Here is a 14496-nt window from a genome sequence, read left to right on the forward strand (position 1 = left end):
TGGCACGAATCGTCAGCCTCGCACCCCCCGTTGTGTCCGGTGACCTGTCGCGGCTGAAGCGACAGAAGGGTCGTCTCATGAAGCGAACATCGCGTCTTCTGGCGCTGGCCGCGTCGTTACTGCTGGCGATCGTCGGCGTGCTCGTCACGCAGACGTCCGCCCAAGCCGCCAATCTCCTGGTCAACCCGGACTTCGAGACCGGGACGCTCTCCCCCTGGACCTGCGGCGGCGGGCTGGGGTCCGTGGTCGGCACTCCGGTCCGTTCCGGCTCGAAGGCCCTCGCAGGAGCGGCGAGCGGCTCCGACAACGCCAAGTGCACCCAGTCGGTGACCGTACGGCCGAGCACCGCCTACACGCTGACCGCCTGGGTACGCGGAAGCTACGTCTACCTCGGCGTCACCGGCGGCGGCTCCCGCTGGACCTCCTCGCCGACGGCCTACACGCAGCTCTCCGTCCCCTTCACCACCGCCGCCGGCCAGACCACCGCCGAGGTCTACCTGCACGGCTGGTACGGCCAGGGCACCTACTACGCCGACGACGTCAGCTTCGACGGCCCAGGAGGCCCGACCCCGACCCCGACCCCGACCGTCACACCCACGGTCTCTCCCACCCCGACCGTCACGCCTACGGTCTCTCCCACACCCACACCCACACCCACACCCACCGACACCACCTGCCCGGTGAAGTCGAAGCCCGCGGGCAAGGTCCTGCAGGGCTACTGGGAGAACTGGGACGGCGCGATCAACGGCGTGCACCCGCCGTTCGGCTGGACCCCCATCACCGACCCCCGCATCAAGGCGCACGGCTACAACGTGATCAACGCCGCCTTCCCCGTCATCCGCTCCGACGGCACCGTCCTGTGGGAGGACGGCATGGACGCCACCGTCAAGGTCTCCACCCCGGCTGAGATGTGCCAGGCCAAGGCGGAGGGGGCGACGATCCTGATGTCCATCGGCGGCGCCGCCGCGGGCATCGACCTCGGCTCCAGCGCTGTCGCGGACCGCTTCGTCGCGACGGTCGTGCCGATTCTCAAGCGCTACAACTTCGACGGCATCGACATCGACATCGAGACCGGTCTCACCGGCAGCGGCAACATCAACCAGTTGTCGGCCTCGCAGTCCAACCTCATCCGCATCATCGACGGCGTGCTCGCCCAGATGCCGCCCAACTTCGGCCTGACCATGGCACCGGAGACCGCCTACGTGACCGGCGGCAGCGTCGTCTACGGCTCGATCTGGGGCGCGTACCTGCCGATCATCAAGAAGTACGCCGACAACGGCCGCCTCTGGTGGCTGAACATGCAGTACTACAACGGCAGCATGTACGGCTGCGCGGGCGACTCCTACTCGGCGGGCACGGTTCAGGGCTTCACCGCGCAGACCACCTGCCTGAACAACGGCCTGGTCATCCAGGGCGTCACGATCAAGGTCCCGTACGACAAGCAGGTTCCCGGCCTGCCCGCCCAGCCCGGCGCGGGCGGCGGCCACATGGGGCCGGGGCTGGTGGGCCAGAGCTGGAACGCCTTCGGCGGCAACCTCAAGGGCCTGATGACCTGGTCCATCAACTGGGACGGTTCCAAGAACTGGACGTTCGGCGACAACGTCAAGTCCCTGCAGGGCCGCTAGTCGTCAGGCACTGTCTCCACAGGGCTGTCCAGTCCCGGATGCTCTTCTCCCGGGACTGGACAGCCCTTGTCGTGGCGTGGCGGACGAAGGATCGCGGGAGCCGTACAGCGCTGGACGGGAAGACGATCCGGGGCTTCGGCGAAGGGTGGGTGAACGTTGACGACCGGGCTGCTGAGCGGCCCGACGTCGTGCTGATGGACATCCGCATGCCAAACATGGGCGGCCTGGAGGCCGCACGACACGTACTCGGGGAGATGCCGCACTGCCGGGTGATCAAGGACGTCACCGCTGAGCACCTGGCCGCCGCCGTACGCCTGGTCGACACCGGCGACGCCGGAAAGGCCGAGAGCCGAAGGGGCGAGGGCATGATCCTGGGCGGCGACCGCGCTGAGTCTGTCAGGAGTGGACGGCGCGGATCTCCGTCACGGTGAACTCGTCGACGATGTGCCGGTTCTGCAGCAGGAATCCGACCACGCCCGCCACCGCCTCCGCGCCCAGGGTGGCTCGCACCTGACCGCTCAGGAGGTAGACGAGGGGAGTCGACGGCTGGGTGAGCGCGAAGCCGCGGTCGTGGCGGTGGATGTCCTGCAGGGCCCTGATCGGGATCGGCCGTGCGGTGGTGAACCACGCCGCGACCTCCCACAGCGGCAGCGCCGGATCGGCTTCGGCTGAGGCGTGGTAGCAGGTCACACAGCCCTGCCCGGCGTGCTGACCATGTGGGCAGGTCCACTGGACGACGTCGGCCCGGCTCTGGTCGCGGGTGTTCAGGATCGCCGCCTCGGTCACGCGGCGGCGCATCGGTCGTTCCGGATCCTCCGACGAGGGAAAGGAGTCGCTGATGATGATCGGATCCCTTCACGCCTACGTTCCGACATATCCGAGCCTAGCCTCGTACAGCGCCCATCCCGGTGAACCCCCATCCGAGTCCGCTGAAGATCGGCCCGAGGGATCGTCACGCAGCGCGCCGTGGGGATCGCCCGGGCGCCGACGTTCAACACAGGCGGAGTTCCAGTTCGAGTTCGTGACGGATGGGGATGCCGTCCAGGCCCACGGCTGGAATCGACGCCCAGCGGCTCAGCCGCCTCCGCCTGTGGCCAGTCGCGTCGGGGCCACCCCGATCGCGCGCATGGCCGCCGCGTACCTGCGGTACGCGCGCCGCGCCTCCCCGTGCCGGCCCGCGTCGCGCAGCACCCGGACCAGGTCCAGGTGCGGCTGCTCGTCGTACGGGGACAGGTCGAGGATGCGCAGCAGCCACCGGATCGCCTCCTCGACGTCCCCGGCCTCGACGGCGAGCCCCGCGAGCGCCCGCACGACCCGCAGGTAGGTGGCCCGCGCCAGCTCACGGGTGGCCACCGCCCACTCCTCGTACGGCTCGTCCTCCAGGAAGTCCCCGGTGTAGTGGCGCTCGACCCCGGCCAGTACGGCCCGGCCGTGTCTGCCCAGCCGCAGGCCGTGCTCCGCCTCCTCCAGGAAGTCCTCCACGTCGATCGTGACCCGGGACGCGTCCAGCGCCACGGCGCCCGGACTGGCGCGGATGAAGTGATCGTTCGCCGCGCGACGGTCGGGGTCGAGGACCGAGCGCAGCACCGACAGCGCGACCGACAGCCGGTGGCCGATCTTGACCGACTCCTCGCCCGGCCACAGCAACTCGGCGATCTCCTCCCGCCCGATCATCCGGCCACGCCGGGACAGGAGGATGCGCAGCAGCTCGCGCGCCTTTCTGGACTGCCACGCCGACGGGGGCAGCGGGGCGCCGTTCACCACGACCTCGAAGCGGCCGAGCGTGGAGATCGACACCTGCGGAGGTTCGGTCGGCAGCGGGGAGATCAGCTGCACGCCCGCCTCGCGGAGCCTTTCGGCGGCGGCCCGCCCCTCGATGCGGTCGGCGACGCCGGAGTCGGGCAGCCGGCCGCGTACCACCCGTAGCCGGTCGACGTGCAGCGTGGCCCCGGTGACCTGCCAGGTGGTCGCGGCCTCGGCGAGCGTGTGCCCGGCCTGGGCGGGGTCGATCGCGGCGCGCAGTTCCAGCGCCTGGGCCACGGCCGGCTTGTCGCGGTGGCGGCGGGCGAGATCCGCCGCCTGCCGCGCCATGTCGGTGGCGCAGTCGAGATCGTTGCCGAGGAGGGCGACCCAGCCCCTGACGATCAGCGCCCGTGCCGCGCGCCCGCCCGTCGCCATCGTGGTGGCGCGGGTCGCGAGGCGGGCCGCCGTGTCCGGGTCCTCCTGGCACAGCGCCAGCGCGAGGCCGGACAGCGCGGGGACGAGAGCCTGTAGGTCGCCCGTCGGCTCGGTGATCCGTACCGCCTCCTCGTAGGCGGCGCGGGCGAGCTGGCGCTGTCCCCGCCAGTGGCGGATGTCGGCCAGCCCGAGCAGCGGGTAGGCCACCTTGGCCGAGCCGAGCCGCTGGTAGAGCGACACGGCGTAGCCGAAGTGATCGGTCGCCTCGTCGATGCGGCCGAGCAGGGTGAGCGCCTCGCCGGCGTTGCACAGCGCGACCGGGAGTACGGCCATCGCGTCGCAGGTCTCCGCGAGCGCCGCCGCGGCGAGCGCTTCGGCGAGCGCCTCCGGGTAGCTGCCCTCGTTGAGCAGCAGCCCGGCGCGGTTGGCGCGGACGCGGGCGGTCTGGACGACGTCGCCGGCCCGTTCAGCGAGCCCGAGCGCCCGCTCGTAGTGCTCCGCGTTGGCGACCGGGTCCCCGGACAGCGTCGCGTGCATCGCCAGAGCCGTGTGGGCCATCGCGCCTGCCGCGGGGTCGCCGTCGTGGCGGGCGGCGGCGAGCGCGCGCTCGGACAGCTCGCCGGACCGTACGACATCGCCGAGCATCCAGTGGGCCAGGGCGTGCGAGGCGTGCAGCATCGCCTCGTCGGCGTCCGCCACGGCCGGGAGCTCCGCCCGCTCGAAGGTCTCCACCGCGGCATGGGGCCGCGCGCGCAGGTAGTGCACCGTGCCGAGCCGCCAGGCCAGTCCCGCGTCGAGGTGGTGCTCTTCGGCGGCGAACGTGGCGAGCGCCTCGTCGTAGTGCCCGGTCACGGTCAGCGCCTGCCCGAGCAGGAGGCGGAGCTCCCGATCGTGCGAGGCGGGCGGAAGGGCGCGGACCGCGTCCGTGACAGCCGCGGCGGAGCCCTCCGCGATTCCCGCGTGACCGTGCTCGCGCAGCACGCGAAGGCAGCCGGCATGGTCCGCGGCGTGCCGGTAGGCGGTGACCGCCGCCCCGATCATCCGCTCCCGCTCGTACCAGCCGGCGGCGTCGCGAAGCAGCCGGTGGCGGCGCCCCTCCGACAGGGGCCAGCAGGTCCGGACCACCTCCGCGAGCAACGGCACCAACCGGTACGCCGAGCGCGGGTCGCCGGGCGGGCGGGCGGCCGACCGGGCGGGGACGAGCAGGCCCGTCCGGAGCAGCAGGTCGAGCGCCCGCTCCGGCCTGTCGACGCCGAGCGCGCGGCAGAGCTCGTCCGAGACCGGGCCCAGGTGCGCGATGGCACGCAGCAGCCGCCGGGGGCCGGGCGGCAGGGCCGCGAGCACCTCCGTCTCCACGAATCCGAAGGGGGCCGTTCCCGGACCGGCGATCCTGGCGGGCAGGAGTTCGACGGACGTGGGAGCCGCCGTGGCCAGGCGCGCGCCGGTCAGGTGGACGAGGGCGGGCCAGCCCGCCGTCAGGCCGTGGACCCTCCTGGCCAGATCCGCGTCGTGCACGCCGTACCGCTCCCGCAGGATCGCGGCCACCCGCGCCGGAGGCAGCGCGAGATCGGCCGGGCCGACCATCCGCAGGCCGGGCACGGCCGCCAGCCCCGGCAGGGGCAGGCGCGAGACGAACACGAGTCTCGTCCCCGGCGTCGCCCGCTCGACGAACGCCCTGAGCTCGGCGGCGGACACGGCCGGCGGATCGTCGAGCACCGCCACGTCCTCGTCACCGAGATCGGGGAGCACCGCGGAATGCCAGGTCGCGCGGTCGCCGCGTAACCATCGGCGCACCGCCTCGGTCTTGCCGTACCCGGCCGCCGCGATCACCAGCGTGCACCACGCGCTCGCCGGGGGGCTCATCCGCACGCTCCGGCCGGACGCGCTGGGACGAGGCTCCGCGGATGGTCCTGGCAGGCGCATTTCAGGTTCCAGATCGGTAGGTGAAGCTCGCCGCGACGGTGGATCAAGTTTTTCACGGATTACGCCCGCGTTCGTGCGTATATACGCCTACTCGCTTGACGTTCGCTTAAAGCTCTGACGGGCCCTCCCGGCCTTGAGGCGACTCGGATCGGGCTCTGACATGCCGTCGCTACGGTCCTCGTCGAGTACCCGCCGCGGGTTCTCATTCCCGGCTGCCTGGAAGGGGGAGCAATGGAGTTCTCGCTGAAGTCCTGCACCGTCGGAGCGGTTTTCGACCTCGCCGAGGTCCGTGAACTGGCGACGGCCTGCGTCGAACTGGCGGACAGCCGTGGGCTGCGCCTGTCGCTGAGCAACGACCTGGCCGGTTGGGCGTCCCATATGCGGGGCGCCGTGGGCGCCGACGGGGTCAATCCGACGTTCGATCCCGCCTACAGCCGGGTCCTGCCCGCCGAGAACCTCTGCGTGTGGGTCCGTGACGAGACCGGCGAAGCCGTCGCCTGCATCGCGGGCCGGGTGTTCGAGACCGCGGACTTCACCGCGCTGGTCCGGTCGATGGAGCTGTGGTTCGATCCGGTTCCCAGCGGCCTGGGGGACGGGCTTCGGCTGGCCCTCCCACCGACCTTTCCCGTGCTGGCCGGGAGGGTCGGGCATGTGGGCGGCCTGTGGATCCACCCGAAGTACCGGGGGAAGGGCCTGTCGGCGATGCTGGCGCGGCTCGCCCGCGGAGCCGTACTCGATCGGTTCGCCTGTGACTGGGACACCTGGGTCTCGTTCCGGAAGATCGCCGACAAGGCGGTCCTGACCTCCGCCTACGGTACGGCCGGCACCGCGCTGTGCGTCGACGGGTTCTTCCCGCCGACGAATCGGCATGAGCAGGTGTTCCTGAGCTTCGCCACCCGCGCCCAGGTCATGCACGCCGTCCGGGACGGTGTCGTGGTCCTCGCCAAGGCCATGCTCCCGGACGGACACAGACGGCTGACCAGCGTTTAACGACCACCACCGATCCTGCGAGGAACCCGTGAACGACAAGCTGTGGCAAGAGTTGACCAGACTTTCCGACGCGTCACCGGGGTCGCCCGACTGGCGTCCCACCCTCTACGACCTCGCCGTCGAGGAGGACAGGTTCGCGCTGCTCCGGCTGCTGGACTCTGGAGCCGTGCGGCGGGTCCACGACACCGTGGACAGGCACCTGGGCGAGTTGATGGCCGCCCGGGATCCGGCGGTGAGCGGATCGGCCGCGGAGCTGGAGCGGCGGATCCGCCTTCATCTGGCGGGGCGCGAGCTCACGCGGTACGGGACGTTCGTCTGGTACCCGTGGTCCGGCGCGCTCGTGCGGGCGCTGCCCGCCAAGGAGTTCGGGGAACTGCGCACCGACCGCAACAGATACAAGATCACTTACGCCGAGCAGCGGCGCCTCTCCGCCACGCGCGTCGGCGTCATCGGGCTGTCGGTCGGCAACGCCGCGGCGGTCACGATGGCCCTCGAAGGGGTGGGCGGCTCCTTCAAACTGGCCGACTTCGACACCCTGGACGTGACGAACCTCAACCGGATCAGGGCCGGCCTGCCCGACCTCGGCGTGGAGAAGACCGTCGTGTCCGCACGGCAGATGTACGAGATCAACCCGTACCTGGACATCGAGCGCCACCCGGAAGGGGTACGGCGGGACGACATCGACGACTTCCTCCTCGCGGGCGGCAAGCTGGACCTGCTCGTCGAGGAGTGCGACGACCTCTACATCAAGGTCGCCGTACGGGAGCGGGCACGCGCGCACGGCATCCCCGTGCTCATGGACACCAGCGACCGGGGTCTCCTGGACGTCGAGCGCTTCGACCTGGAGCCCGACCGGCCGATCCTGCACGGCCTGCTGGGCGACACGCGCGCCGAGGAACTGGACGGGCTGGCGATCAAGGAGAAGATCCCGTTCGTGCTGGCCGTCCTCGGCGAAGGGCTGCTGAGCCCCCGCATGGCCGCCTCACTCCCCGAGATCGGCAAGACGATCGGCGGCTGGCCCCAGCTCGCCTCCGGAGTCTCACTCGGCGGAGCCATCGTCACGGACGCCGCGCGCCGCCTCCTCCTCGGCGAGCCCGTCCCCTCCGGCCGGTACTACCTGGACCCGGGCACGCTCATCGCGGCCGACCATCGGATGTACGGGGATCCGGTCGCGCCCGCGCTCGAGATCTGAGCCAGGCGCACTCGCCCGCCGGCCCGAGCGCGTGTGCGGGGCGGCGGGCCTTCGTCGTTGCGTCACAACAATCGGGTGTTGTCATCCCTCTCCATGCGGATGATCGCCCGCTCGATGACCGGTACGTTCCCCTTCGACACCGTCGATGTCCGAGGAGCAACGTATGAAGCGTCTCGTCGTCCTCACGATCGCCGCCTGCGGAGTACTCGCCACCGCCTCGCCCGCGTCGGCCCTCCCCCCGGAACGCTCCACCGTCACCCAGCACCGCGTCGTGGCCGACCAGGGACAGAGCTGCGGCTTCCCCGTCCGATGGACGATCGACCTCACCGCCGACGTGACCCGCTTCTTCGACCAGAGCGGCCGTCTCGTCCGCGAGCAGGCGCACATCAAGGAGGACAACACCCTGGAGAACCTCACCACCGGCAAGCTCCTCCGCGAGGGACCCGACTCCTTCACCCAGACCACCCACTTCGACGAGAACGGCAACCGCACCCACTTCGTGGTGACCGGCCTGGCCGCCAACGCGGGAATCGTCAAGGACGTCGGCCGCGTGGTCCTCGTCCCCGCAGGCGGAGGGCAGGTGGACATCGCGTTCTCGGCCGGCCGTCACCCCGTCCGCGAGGCCACCACCGGCCCACTCACCGAAGCCCTCAAGGCCTTCTGCGAGATCCTGAGCTAGGCGGCGCGCGCATGGGAGTTTGAGGGCACGTGGAGTGAGGTCCAGATACCCGCCCGGCGTCACTTTCTGTGTTCAAATGGCTGCGAAGAGTGTCTTCTCTGTCGATGCATAGGAGCTCGATCATGCGTCTCATCGCACCCTTCGCCGTCCTGGCCGCCGCGGGCGCCCTCGCTCTCGCCTGTGTCACCCCGGCGTCCGCCGCGACCGGGCAGCTGAGATTGTTCTCGCCCTACGGTCAGCAGGAGTACAGCGACCCTGCTCCGGGCTGTTATGCGGGCCCCGGACCCGACACGCTCGTGGTGAACAACACCGACAGCGTTGTGCTGCTGTTCCCTGACGACAACTGCCAGGCCAGGGTCTACTGGCCCGTGGGCCCCTTCGAGGTCACGCTGGGACGTGACGCCGGAAGCGTTCAGGTCCTGAGGTGACCCGGGGCGTTCGAGATCGGCTCTTGACGCATTCCTGTCGGAAGCTATCTTCACTCTTAGGAAAGTTTCTTAAGAGAAAGTGAGGAAGACGCCGGTGAGATCCAGGAAGCGGGCAGCCGCCCTCTCGGCCTCCACGCTGCTCGCCACCGCCGTGTTGATGGGCGCCTCGCCCGCGGCCCAAGCGATCCCCGACAACTGCTCAACCAGCCAGCCCACCGCATCGACGGTCGCCAGCTTCTGTGCCGGCGGCACCGGGCAGCACCAGGTCGCCGTGACCGTCCTGCACGTGAACCCCGCGGTCGGGTACGTCTACAACGAGGGTCTCTGGCAGCCGCCGGGCACCGCGTCCACCGCCTCCCTGCCTCCCGGCACGATCATCTCCCTTCGCGTCAACCGCCGCTGATCCGTCCGCCCACGCCCCGCCGGCCGCGCCGTTGTCTCAGCGCGGCCGGTTGGGGCTGTGGACCTCAAGGCATGAGGATCGCGAAGCCCACCACGTGCGCCAGCACGATGATCACGGTGAGCGAGATGAAGATGAACTTGGCCGGGGCGTGCTCGAAATGCGCGCCCTCCTTGAGAGGGGGCAGCTTGGCCTGCCGGTCGGCGATGCGCTCCTCCAACGGCTTCTTGTAGAACACGTCGTTTTCTCCCTCAGGCCGCCCAGTCGATGGTTTGCACACAAATCTTTTGTGCACAAACTTAGTGTATCGTCTTGCAGGGGAGGTGCTAGAGATGACCGACGTGATTGAGCCCATAGATCTGCTGGCCTTGGACCGCCAGGTCTGCTTCGCGCTGAGCATCGCCTCGCGCAGCGTCATCGCGATGTACCGGCCCCTGCTGCAGCCGCTGTCGCTGACCCACCCGCAGTACCTGGCCATGCTCGCGCTCTGGGAGCACGAACGGCTTTCGGTCAAGGAGCTCGGCGAGCTGCTCCAGCTGGACCCGGGCACCATGTCGCCCCTGCTCAAGCGCCTGGAAGCGGTGGGCTACGTGACCCGTCGCCGCGACAGCCAGGACGAGCGGGTGCTCATGGTCACGCTCACCTCAGCGGGCCGGGCTCTGCGGGCCGAGGCGGAGAAGATCCCGCTCGCCATCGTCGAACGCCTCGGCATGGGGCTGGACGAACTGCAGCGCCTGCACGAGTCGCTGACCCGGGTGATCGAAGCCTCCCGCGCCGCCAACCGCGCCTGAACGCCTGCCTGGGCGGGCATTACGGATGACCCACAAGGTAGTGCTCAGAGCGGGATCTGCGCCTTCACCTCCTGGCGGATGGCCGTGTAGATGGGGGAGAAGCGCGCGTAGAACTCCTTGCCGCACTCGAGGTCGTCGAGCGCGTCCTTGACCTCCTTGGCGAAGTGCGGCTTGGCCTGCGCGGCGGTGAGATCCGGGGAGGAGCCACTGGAGCCGGGGCCCAGCTTGTCGATCTCCGCGTACGTGGCCGTCTCACCCCGCTTGGCCAGGTCAGTCGGCTTTAGTGAGGTGATCGGGTACCCCTTCGCCTTGAGGCAGTCGCCGAACGTCACGGCCAGCTTCACCAGCTCGGCGTCGCCGTCCAGCCGCCGGGCGGTGAGCCGCCCGGAGAGGTCGCGTTGCAGCTTGAGCACGTCCAAGGGGTCTTTCACGTCGGCGTTCAGCACCGCCTTGAACGCCTTCGTGCTACAGGCATTCTTCGCGCTTTTGAACGCATTGAACTGCGTCTCGTTCATGGCGACCTTCGAGTTGGGGTCCTCCCCGAACTCCTCGGTGACCAGCGCGCCGGAGGCGGAGTCATTGGGGTAGATGTACTGCGCGAAGACCTGGTAACCGTACTTGGTCCTGAATTCCTTGGTCGCGGCGTAGTCCCCGGCCGCCATCCGCTTCTGCGTCTCGGTCTCCGCGGGCCCGGCCATGACGAACGGGATGTACTTGAAGCCCTTCTTCTTCATGCAGTCGGCTTTCGCCCGCTCCAGTTTCCACTTCACCTCGTTGGCCTCCTGGGGATCCTTCCCCGCGCTGGTGGCGGTGGGCTCGGGCGCCTGGGCGGCACAACCGGTCAGTACGGCAAGCGTCAGGGCAGCCGAAAGTAGAGCTTTCATGGGTGTCTCCAAAGAAGTACGCGCGCCGGAGTCAGCGCAGGACGGGATCGCGGTGGTCGCGTGACACGAGGAGCGCGGTCGCGGCGGGAAGGGCGAGCACGGCCCAGTAGGCCAGATGCCGCAGGGTCAGGTGCAAGTCGTTGCCCGCGATCATGATGGTGGCCGAGAACAGATAGATCAGTGCGGCCAGGCCCCACCGCGGATCGCGCGCCATGCGGGCCGCGCAGACGGCCAGCAGCAGCAGACCCAGCTCCAGTGCCATGCGGGACACACTGATCGGGAAGAGCGAGTCGGCCATCAGGACGGGCCCCGGCCAGATGGCGGGCGCGACCGCGAGCCACCACCACCAGGAGCGAGACTTCAGCGGCCGGCCGCGGACGGCCAGCACAAGGGACCCGGCGAAGGCGAGCGCGTAGGAGGTGGCCACGGCGGACGGGCCGGCTGTGGCGAACAGGCCATCAGGCGACCCGGGGGCGGACGTGATCGGTATGAGGACCTGATCGAGCAGCGGCACTCCCGCGGCGATCGCCGTGGCCTTCACCCCGGTGAGCAGCAGCAGGGGTAGCGCCGGCCGTACCCTCCCCAGCAGGACGGCCAGCAGAGTGAGGGCGGACAGGGCCGTCCACAGCGGGATCGCGGCGACGAACGGCAGCAGCGCGGCCAGGTTGGCGACGGCCAGTACGGTGACGCCCAGGTGCAGGCCGTCGGGCCAGGCGAGCCCCGACGCCGCGTGCTCGACCCGGGTGCGCAGCCCGCCCATCAGCAGGCCCGCCGCCTCCCTCAGCTCGGGCGAGCGCCGCCCCGGCTCGGCGCTGTCGAGCAGGATCTCGACGAGCTCGTCGCCGTGCGCCCTGCGGTAGCCCGCCGGGTAGGCCAGTAACAGCCTGCGGTAGCGCCGCTCGAGTCGCGTCACGCCAGGGCCTCACGGTCGAGGACCAGGACCGCCGCCTCTTTCATGCGCGTGGCCTCGGCCCTCACGATGGTCACGCCCTTGTCGGTGATCCGGAAATAGCGGCGGACCCGGCCGTTGACCGTCTCCTCCCGGTCGACCACGAGCACGCCGCGAGCGGTGAGACGTTCGAGGATGGCGTAGAGAGTGCCGACCGTCGGGCGGACCCGGCCGGTCGTCACTTCGACGATCCGCTTGAGGATGGCGTGGCCGTGAAGGGGGCCGTCGAGCAGCACGGTGAGGACGAAGTACATCGGTTCGCTGACTTCTGATGATCGTCTCGGCACGAGGGTGAACATACTCTGTAGAACAGAGTGCCGCAAGCGGTTCCTCCCCCCGAAGGGCAGGTGCGCAACAACCGGGCGCCGGTTCGCAACCTTCGGTGGTCCCGGTGGGCGCGGGCCTTTCCGTAGCGTGGCACAGGCTAGGCAAACGACCGTGTTTTGCCAGCTCAACCCCCTAGTGGGGGAAGGAGTAGCCATGGGGTCGTCGTATCGCCGGACACGGCTGGTCGCCTTGACAGCCGGTGGCTGTCTTGCCCTGGGCGCCGGTGGCGTACAGGCCGCCGAACGTGTCGATGGGGCCGCGAAGCCGCGGCCGTCGATCGTGAAGCTGGACTCCGGCCGGATCCGGGGAGTGGCCAACGGCAAGGTCAGGACGTACACGGGGATCCGCTTCGCGCAGCCGCCCGTGGGTGAGCTGCGGTGGAAGGAGCCGGTGCGGGTCAAGCCGTGGAAGGGAGTGGCCGACGCCACCAAGCCTGCCGGCCAGTGCACGCAGTCGGAGGCGGGTAAGCAGGTCGGCGGGGAGGACTGCCTGTTCCTCAACGTCACCGTTCCGGCCAAGCGGACGGGCAGGGCGTTGCCGGTGATGGTCTGGCTGCACGGGGGCGGCTACCTCACAGGCTCGGGCGGGGCCTACGACGCCCAGCGGCTGGCCGACCAGGGGGACGTCGTGGTGGTGACGGCCAACTACCGGTTGGGCGCCTTCGGGTACCTCGGCCTGCCGGGGCTGGCGGGCTCGGGCACCTTCGGGCTGGCCGACCAGCTCGAAGCGCTGAGGTGGACCAAGCGCAACGCCGCCGCCTTCGGCGGTGACCCGCGCAACGTGACCTTGTTCGGGGAGTCCTCCGGTGGGGTGAGCACCTGTGCGCTGCTCACCTCCCCGGCCGCGCGCGGGCTGATCGACAAGGCCGTCATCCAGTCCGGCTCCTGCATGCTCGAATGGGTGAGCGGCACCTACCTCCCGCTCCCCGGCATGCCGGCGTTCACGCCGTACAGCTCGCTGAAGGCGAACCAGGCCACCGGCCTGGGCGCCGCCAAGGCCCTCGGGTGCGCGGCGGGCGATCAGCTGAGCTGCCTGCGCGCCAAGCCGGCCGCCGCGCTGATGGAGGTCAACGACCGGTTCGCCAGCAACCTCGCCTACGGCACGCCGCTGTTGCCGCTCAACCCGCCGCAGGCGCTGAGGAAGGGCGCATTCCTGCGGGTGCCGGTGATGTCCGGCGGCACCAAGGACGAGGGCAACTCCTTCATCGCGGGCGCCGCCCAGGCCGGTTACCCGGTGACCGCCGACAACTACCCGCAGCTCATGAAGGGCGCGTTCGGCGAGCACGCCGACGCGGTCATGAAGGAGTACCCGCTGTCCGGCTATAGCTCTCCCGGCCTTGCCTGGGCGACGGTGGCCGGCGACCGAGCCTGGGCCTGCCCGACCCTGTGGGGCGACCAGGCGATAGCCGCTCGCACCAGGGTGTACGCCTTCGAGTTCGCCGATGAGAAGGCGCCGAACCTCGGCCGCGTCCCCGCCGGCTTCCCGCCGGGCGCGCAGCACGGCAGCGAACTGCCCTACCTGTTCGACCTGGGAGGTCAGCCCTGGGATGAGTTCACCTCCGAGCAGTGGCGGCTGGCCGGGCAGATGATCGGCTACTGGAGCGCCTTCGCGCACACGGGCGTACCGGACCTCGCGGGCGCGCCCGACTGGCCTGCCTTCAGGGGATCCGGCGGGACCGTCCTCAGCCTCAAGCCCACGGGGCAGGGCGGCGTCGGGCCCACCGACTACAGCGGGAAACCCCGCTGCAGATTCTGGAGCAAGATCACCAACTGATCGCAGACACTCGACATGCTCAACCTGATCAAGGTGGCTGCCGACGGACATGTGGTGATGTCGCCGATCGCGGCCCGCAGGCTGGTGGCGCAGTCGGCCCGGGGTGACGAACAGCGCGACGCCGCGCGGGCGCGGGTGGCGGCGCTGGCCGTACGCGAGCGAGAGGTGCTGGCCTGCCTCGGCGAAGGACTCACCAACCCGGAGATCGCGCGGCGGCTCTTCCTTTCGGAGACGACCGTCAAGAGCTACGTCTCCCGGCTCCTGGTCAAGCTCGGCCTCGGCCATCGCACCCAGGCCGCCCTGCTGGCCCACCAGGCCGGCCTGACCGGCGAACCCGGCTGAGCGCGTCTCGCAACA

16 protein-coding genes are annotated in these 14496 nt (G+C 70.2%); 10 read left to right on the top strand and 6 right to left on the bottom strand.

Going from position 1 to position 14496, the window contains the following annotated elements:
• Window positions 1-77 precede the first annotated feature (77 nt).
• Window positions 78-1625 carry a glycosyl hydrolase family 18 protein gene (locus tag ABZ911_RS17355; protein ID WP_358056229.1) on the top strand — a complete coding sequence of 516 codons (1548 nt, stop codon included), beginning with the start codon at window positions 78-80 and terminating at the stop codon, window positions 1623-1625.
• A 149-nt stretch (window positions 1626-1774) separates the two neighbouring features.
• Complete coding sequence (locus ABZ911_RS17360; RefSeq protein ID WP_358056231.1) at window positions 1775-2056, top strand: response regulator; 282 nt, start codon at window positions 1775-1777, stop codon at window positions 2054-2056.
• Here the strand turns inward: ABZ911_RS17360 and ABZ911_RS17365 are convergent.
• Both ABZ911_RS17365 and ABZ911_RS17370 read right to left on the bottom strand, forming a co-directional pair.
• Entirely contained in the window at window positions 2022-2423 is a 402-nt protein-coding gene (locus tag ABZ911_RS17365; protein ID WP_358056233.1) for a hypothetical protein, read from the bottom strand. The two genes, ABZ911_RS17360 and ABZ911_RS17365, sit on opposite strands and share 35 nt — an antisense overlap.
• A 276-nt stretch (window positions 2424-2699) precedes the next feature.
• Complete coding sequence (locus tag ABZ911_RS17370; RefSeq protein WP_358056235.1) at window positions 2700-5666, bottom strand: BTAD domain-containing putative transcriptional regulator; 2967 nt, start codon at window positions 5664-5666, stop codon at window positions 2700-2702.
• 291 nt (window positions 5667-5957) lie between these two features.
• On the opposite strand from ABZ911_RS17370, the gene ABZ911_RS17375 reads away from it, so the two are divergent.
• The 5 genes from ABZ911_RS17375 to ABZ911_RS17395 all read left to right on the top strand — a co-directional run bounded on the left by ABZ911_RS17375 (window position 5958) and on the right by ABZ911_RS17395 (window position 9418).
• Window positions 5958-6716 carry a GNAT family N-acetyltransferase gene (locus ABZ911_RS17375; protein WP_358056237.1) on the top strand — a complete coding sequence of 253 codons (759 nt, stop codon included), beginning with the start codon at window positions 5958-5960 and terminating at the stop codon, window positions 6714-6716.
• A gap of 28 nt (window positions 6717-6744) precedes the next feature.
• Window positions 6745-7908, top strand: coding sequence for a ThiF family adenylyltransferase (locus ABZ911_RS17380; protein WP_358056239.1), 1164 nt, complete (start codon window positions 6745-6747; stop codon window positions 7906-7908).
• 163 nt (window positions 7909-8071) lie between these two features.
• The gene (locus ABZ911_RS17385; protein ID WP_358056241.1) at window positions 8072-8587 is read left to right on the top strand and encodes a hypothetical protein; all 516 of its coding nucleotides are present in this window, start codon (window positions 8072-8074) and stop codon (window positions 8585-8587) included.
• A 122-nt stretch (window positions 8588-8709) separates the two neighbouring features.
• Complete coding sequence (locus ABZ911_RS17390) at window positions 8710-9015, top strand: hypothetical protein (RefSeq protein ID WP_358056243.1); 306 nt, start codon at window positions 8710-8712, stop codon at window positions 9013-9015.
• A 94-nt stretch (window positions 9016-9109) separates the two neighbouring features.
• Complete coding sequence (locus tag ABZ911_RS17395; RefSeq protein ID WP_358056245.1) at window positions 9110-9418, top strand: hypothetical protein; 309 nt, start codon at window positions 9110-9112, stop codon at window positions 9416-9418.
• 64 nt (window positions 9419-9482) lie between these two features.
• On the opposite strand, the gene ABZ911_RS17400 is transcribed toward ABZ911_RS17395, so the two are convergent.
• A complete protein-coding gene (locus ABZ911_RS17400; protein WP_358056247.1) occupies window positions 9483-9653 on the bottom strand; it encodes a hypothetical protein in 171 nt (56 codons plus the stop codon).
• Window positions 9654-9747: 94 nt separating this feature from the next.
• On the opposite strand from ABZ911_RS17400, the gene ABZ911_RS17405 reads away from it, so the two are divergent.
• Window positions 9748-10206, top strand: a complete 459-nt coding sequence (locus tag ABZ911_RS17405; RefSeq protein WP_358056249.1) for a MarR family transcriptional regulator — start codon at window positions 9748-9750, stop codon at window positions 10204-10206.
• Window positions 10207-10250: 44 nt separating this feature from the next.
• Here the strand turns inward: ABZ911_RS17405 and ABZ911_RS17410 are convergent, their stop codons facing one another.
• The 3 genes from ABZ911_RS17410 to ABZ911_RS17420 are packed head-to-tail and all read right to left on the bottom strand — an operon-like array spanning window position 10251 to window position 12326.
• Window positions 10251-11090, bottom strand: coding sequence for a hypothetical protein (locus ABZ911_RS17410; RefSeq protein WP_358056251.1), 840 nt, complete (start codon window positions 11088-11090; stop codon window positions 10251-10253).
• 31 nt (window positions 11091-11121) lie between these two features.
• Window positions 11122-12003 (bottom strand): hypothetical protein, encoded by an 882-nt coding sequence (locus ABZ911_RS17415; protein WP_358056253.1) that lies wholly within the window; start codon window positions 12001-12003, stop codon window positions 11122-11124.
• Window positions 12000-12326: a PadR family transcriptional regulator gene (locus tag ABZ911_RS17420; RefSeq protein WP_358056255.1), complete on the bottom strand. Its 327-nt coding sequence runs from the start codon at window positions 12324-12326 to the stop codon at window positions 12000-12002. Before ABZ911_RS17420 ends, ABZ911_RS17415 begins: the two co-directional genes overlap by 4 nt.
• Before the next feature lie 193 nt (window positions 12327-12519).
• On the opposite strand from ABZ911_RS17420, the gene ABZ911_RS17425 reads away from it, so the two are divergent.
• Together ABZ911_RS17425 and ABZ911_RS17430 are read left to right on the top strand one after the other, a co-directional pair.
• Window positions 12520-14139, top strand: a complete 1620-nt coding sequence (locus tag ABZ911_RS17425; protein WP_358056257.1) for a carboxylesterase family protein — start codon at window positions 12520-12522, stop codon at window positions 14137-14139.
• A 15-nt stretch (window positions 14140-14154) separates the two neighbouring features.
• Window positions 14155-14481: a LuxR C-terminal-related transcriptional regulator gene (locus ABZ911_RS17430; protein ID WP_358056259.1), complete on the top strand. Its 327-nt coding sequence runs from the start codon at window positions 14155-14157 to the stop codon at window positions 14479-14481.
• Window positions 14482-14496: the final 15 nt, after the last annotated feature.

Origin of the sequence: Nonomuraea sp. NPDC046570, assembly GCF_040645915.1 — a bacterium.
Lineage (GTDB): Bacteria > Actinomycetota > Actinomycetes > Streptosporangiales > Streptosporangiaceae > Nonomuraea.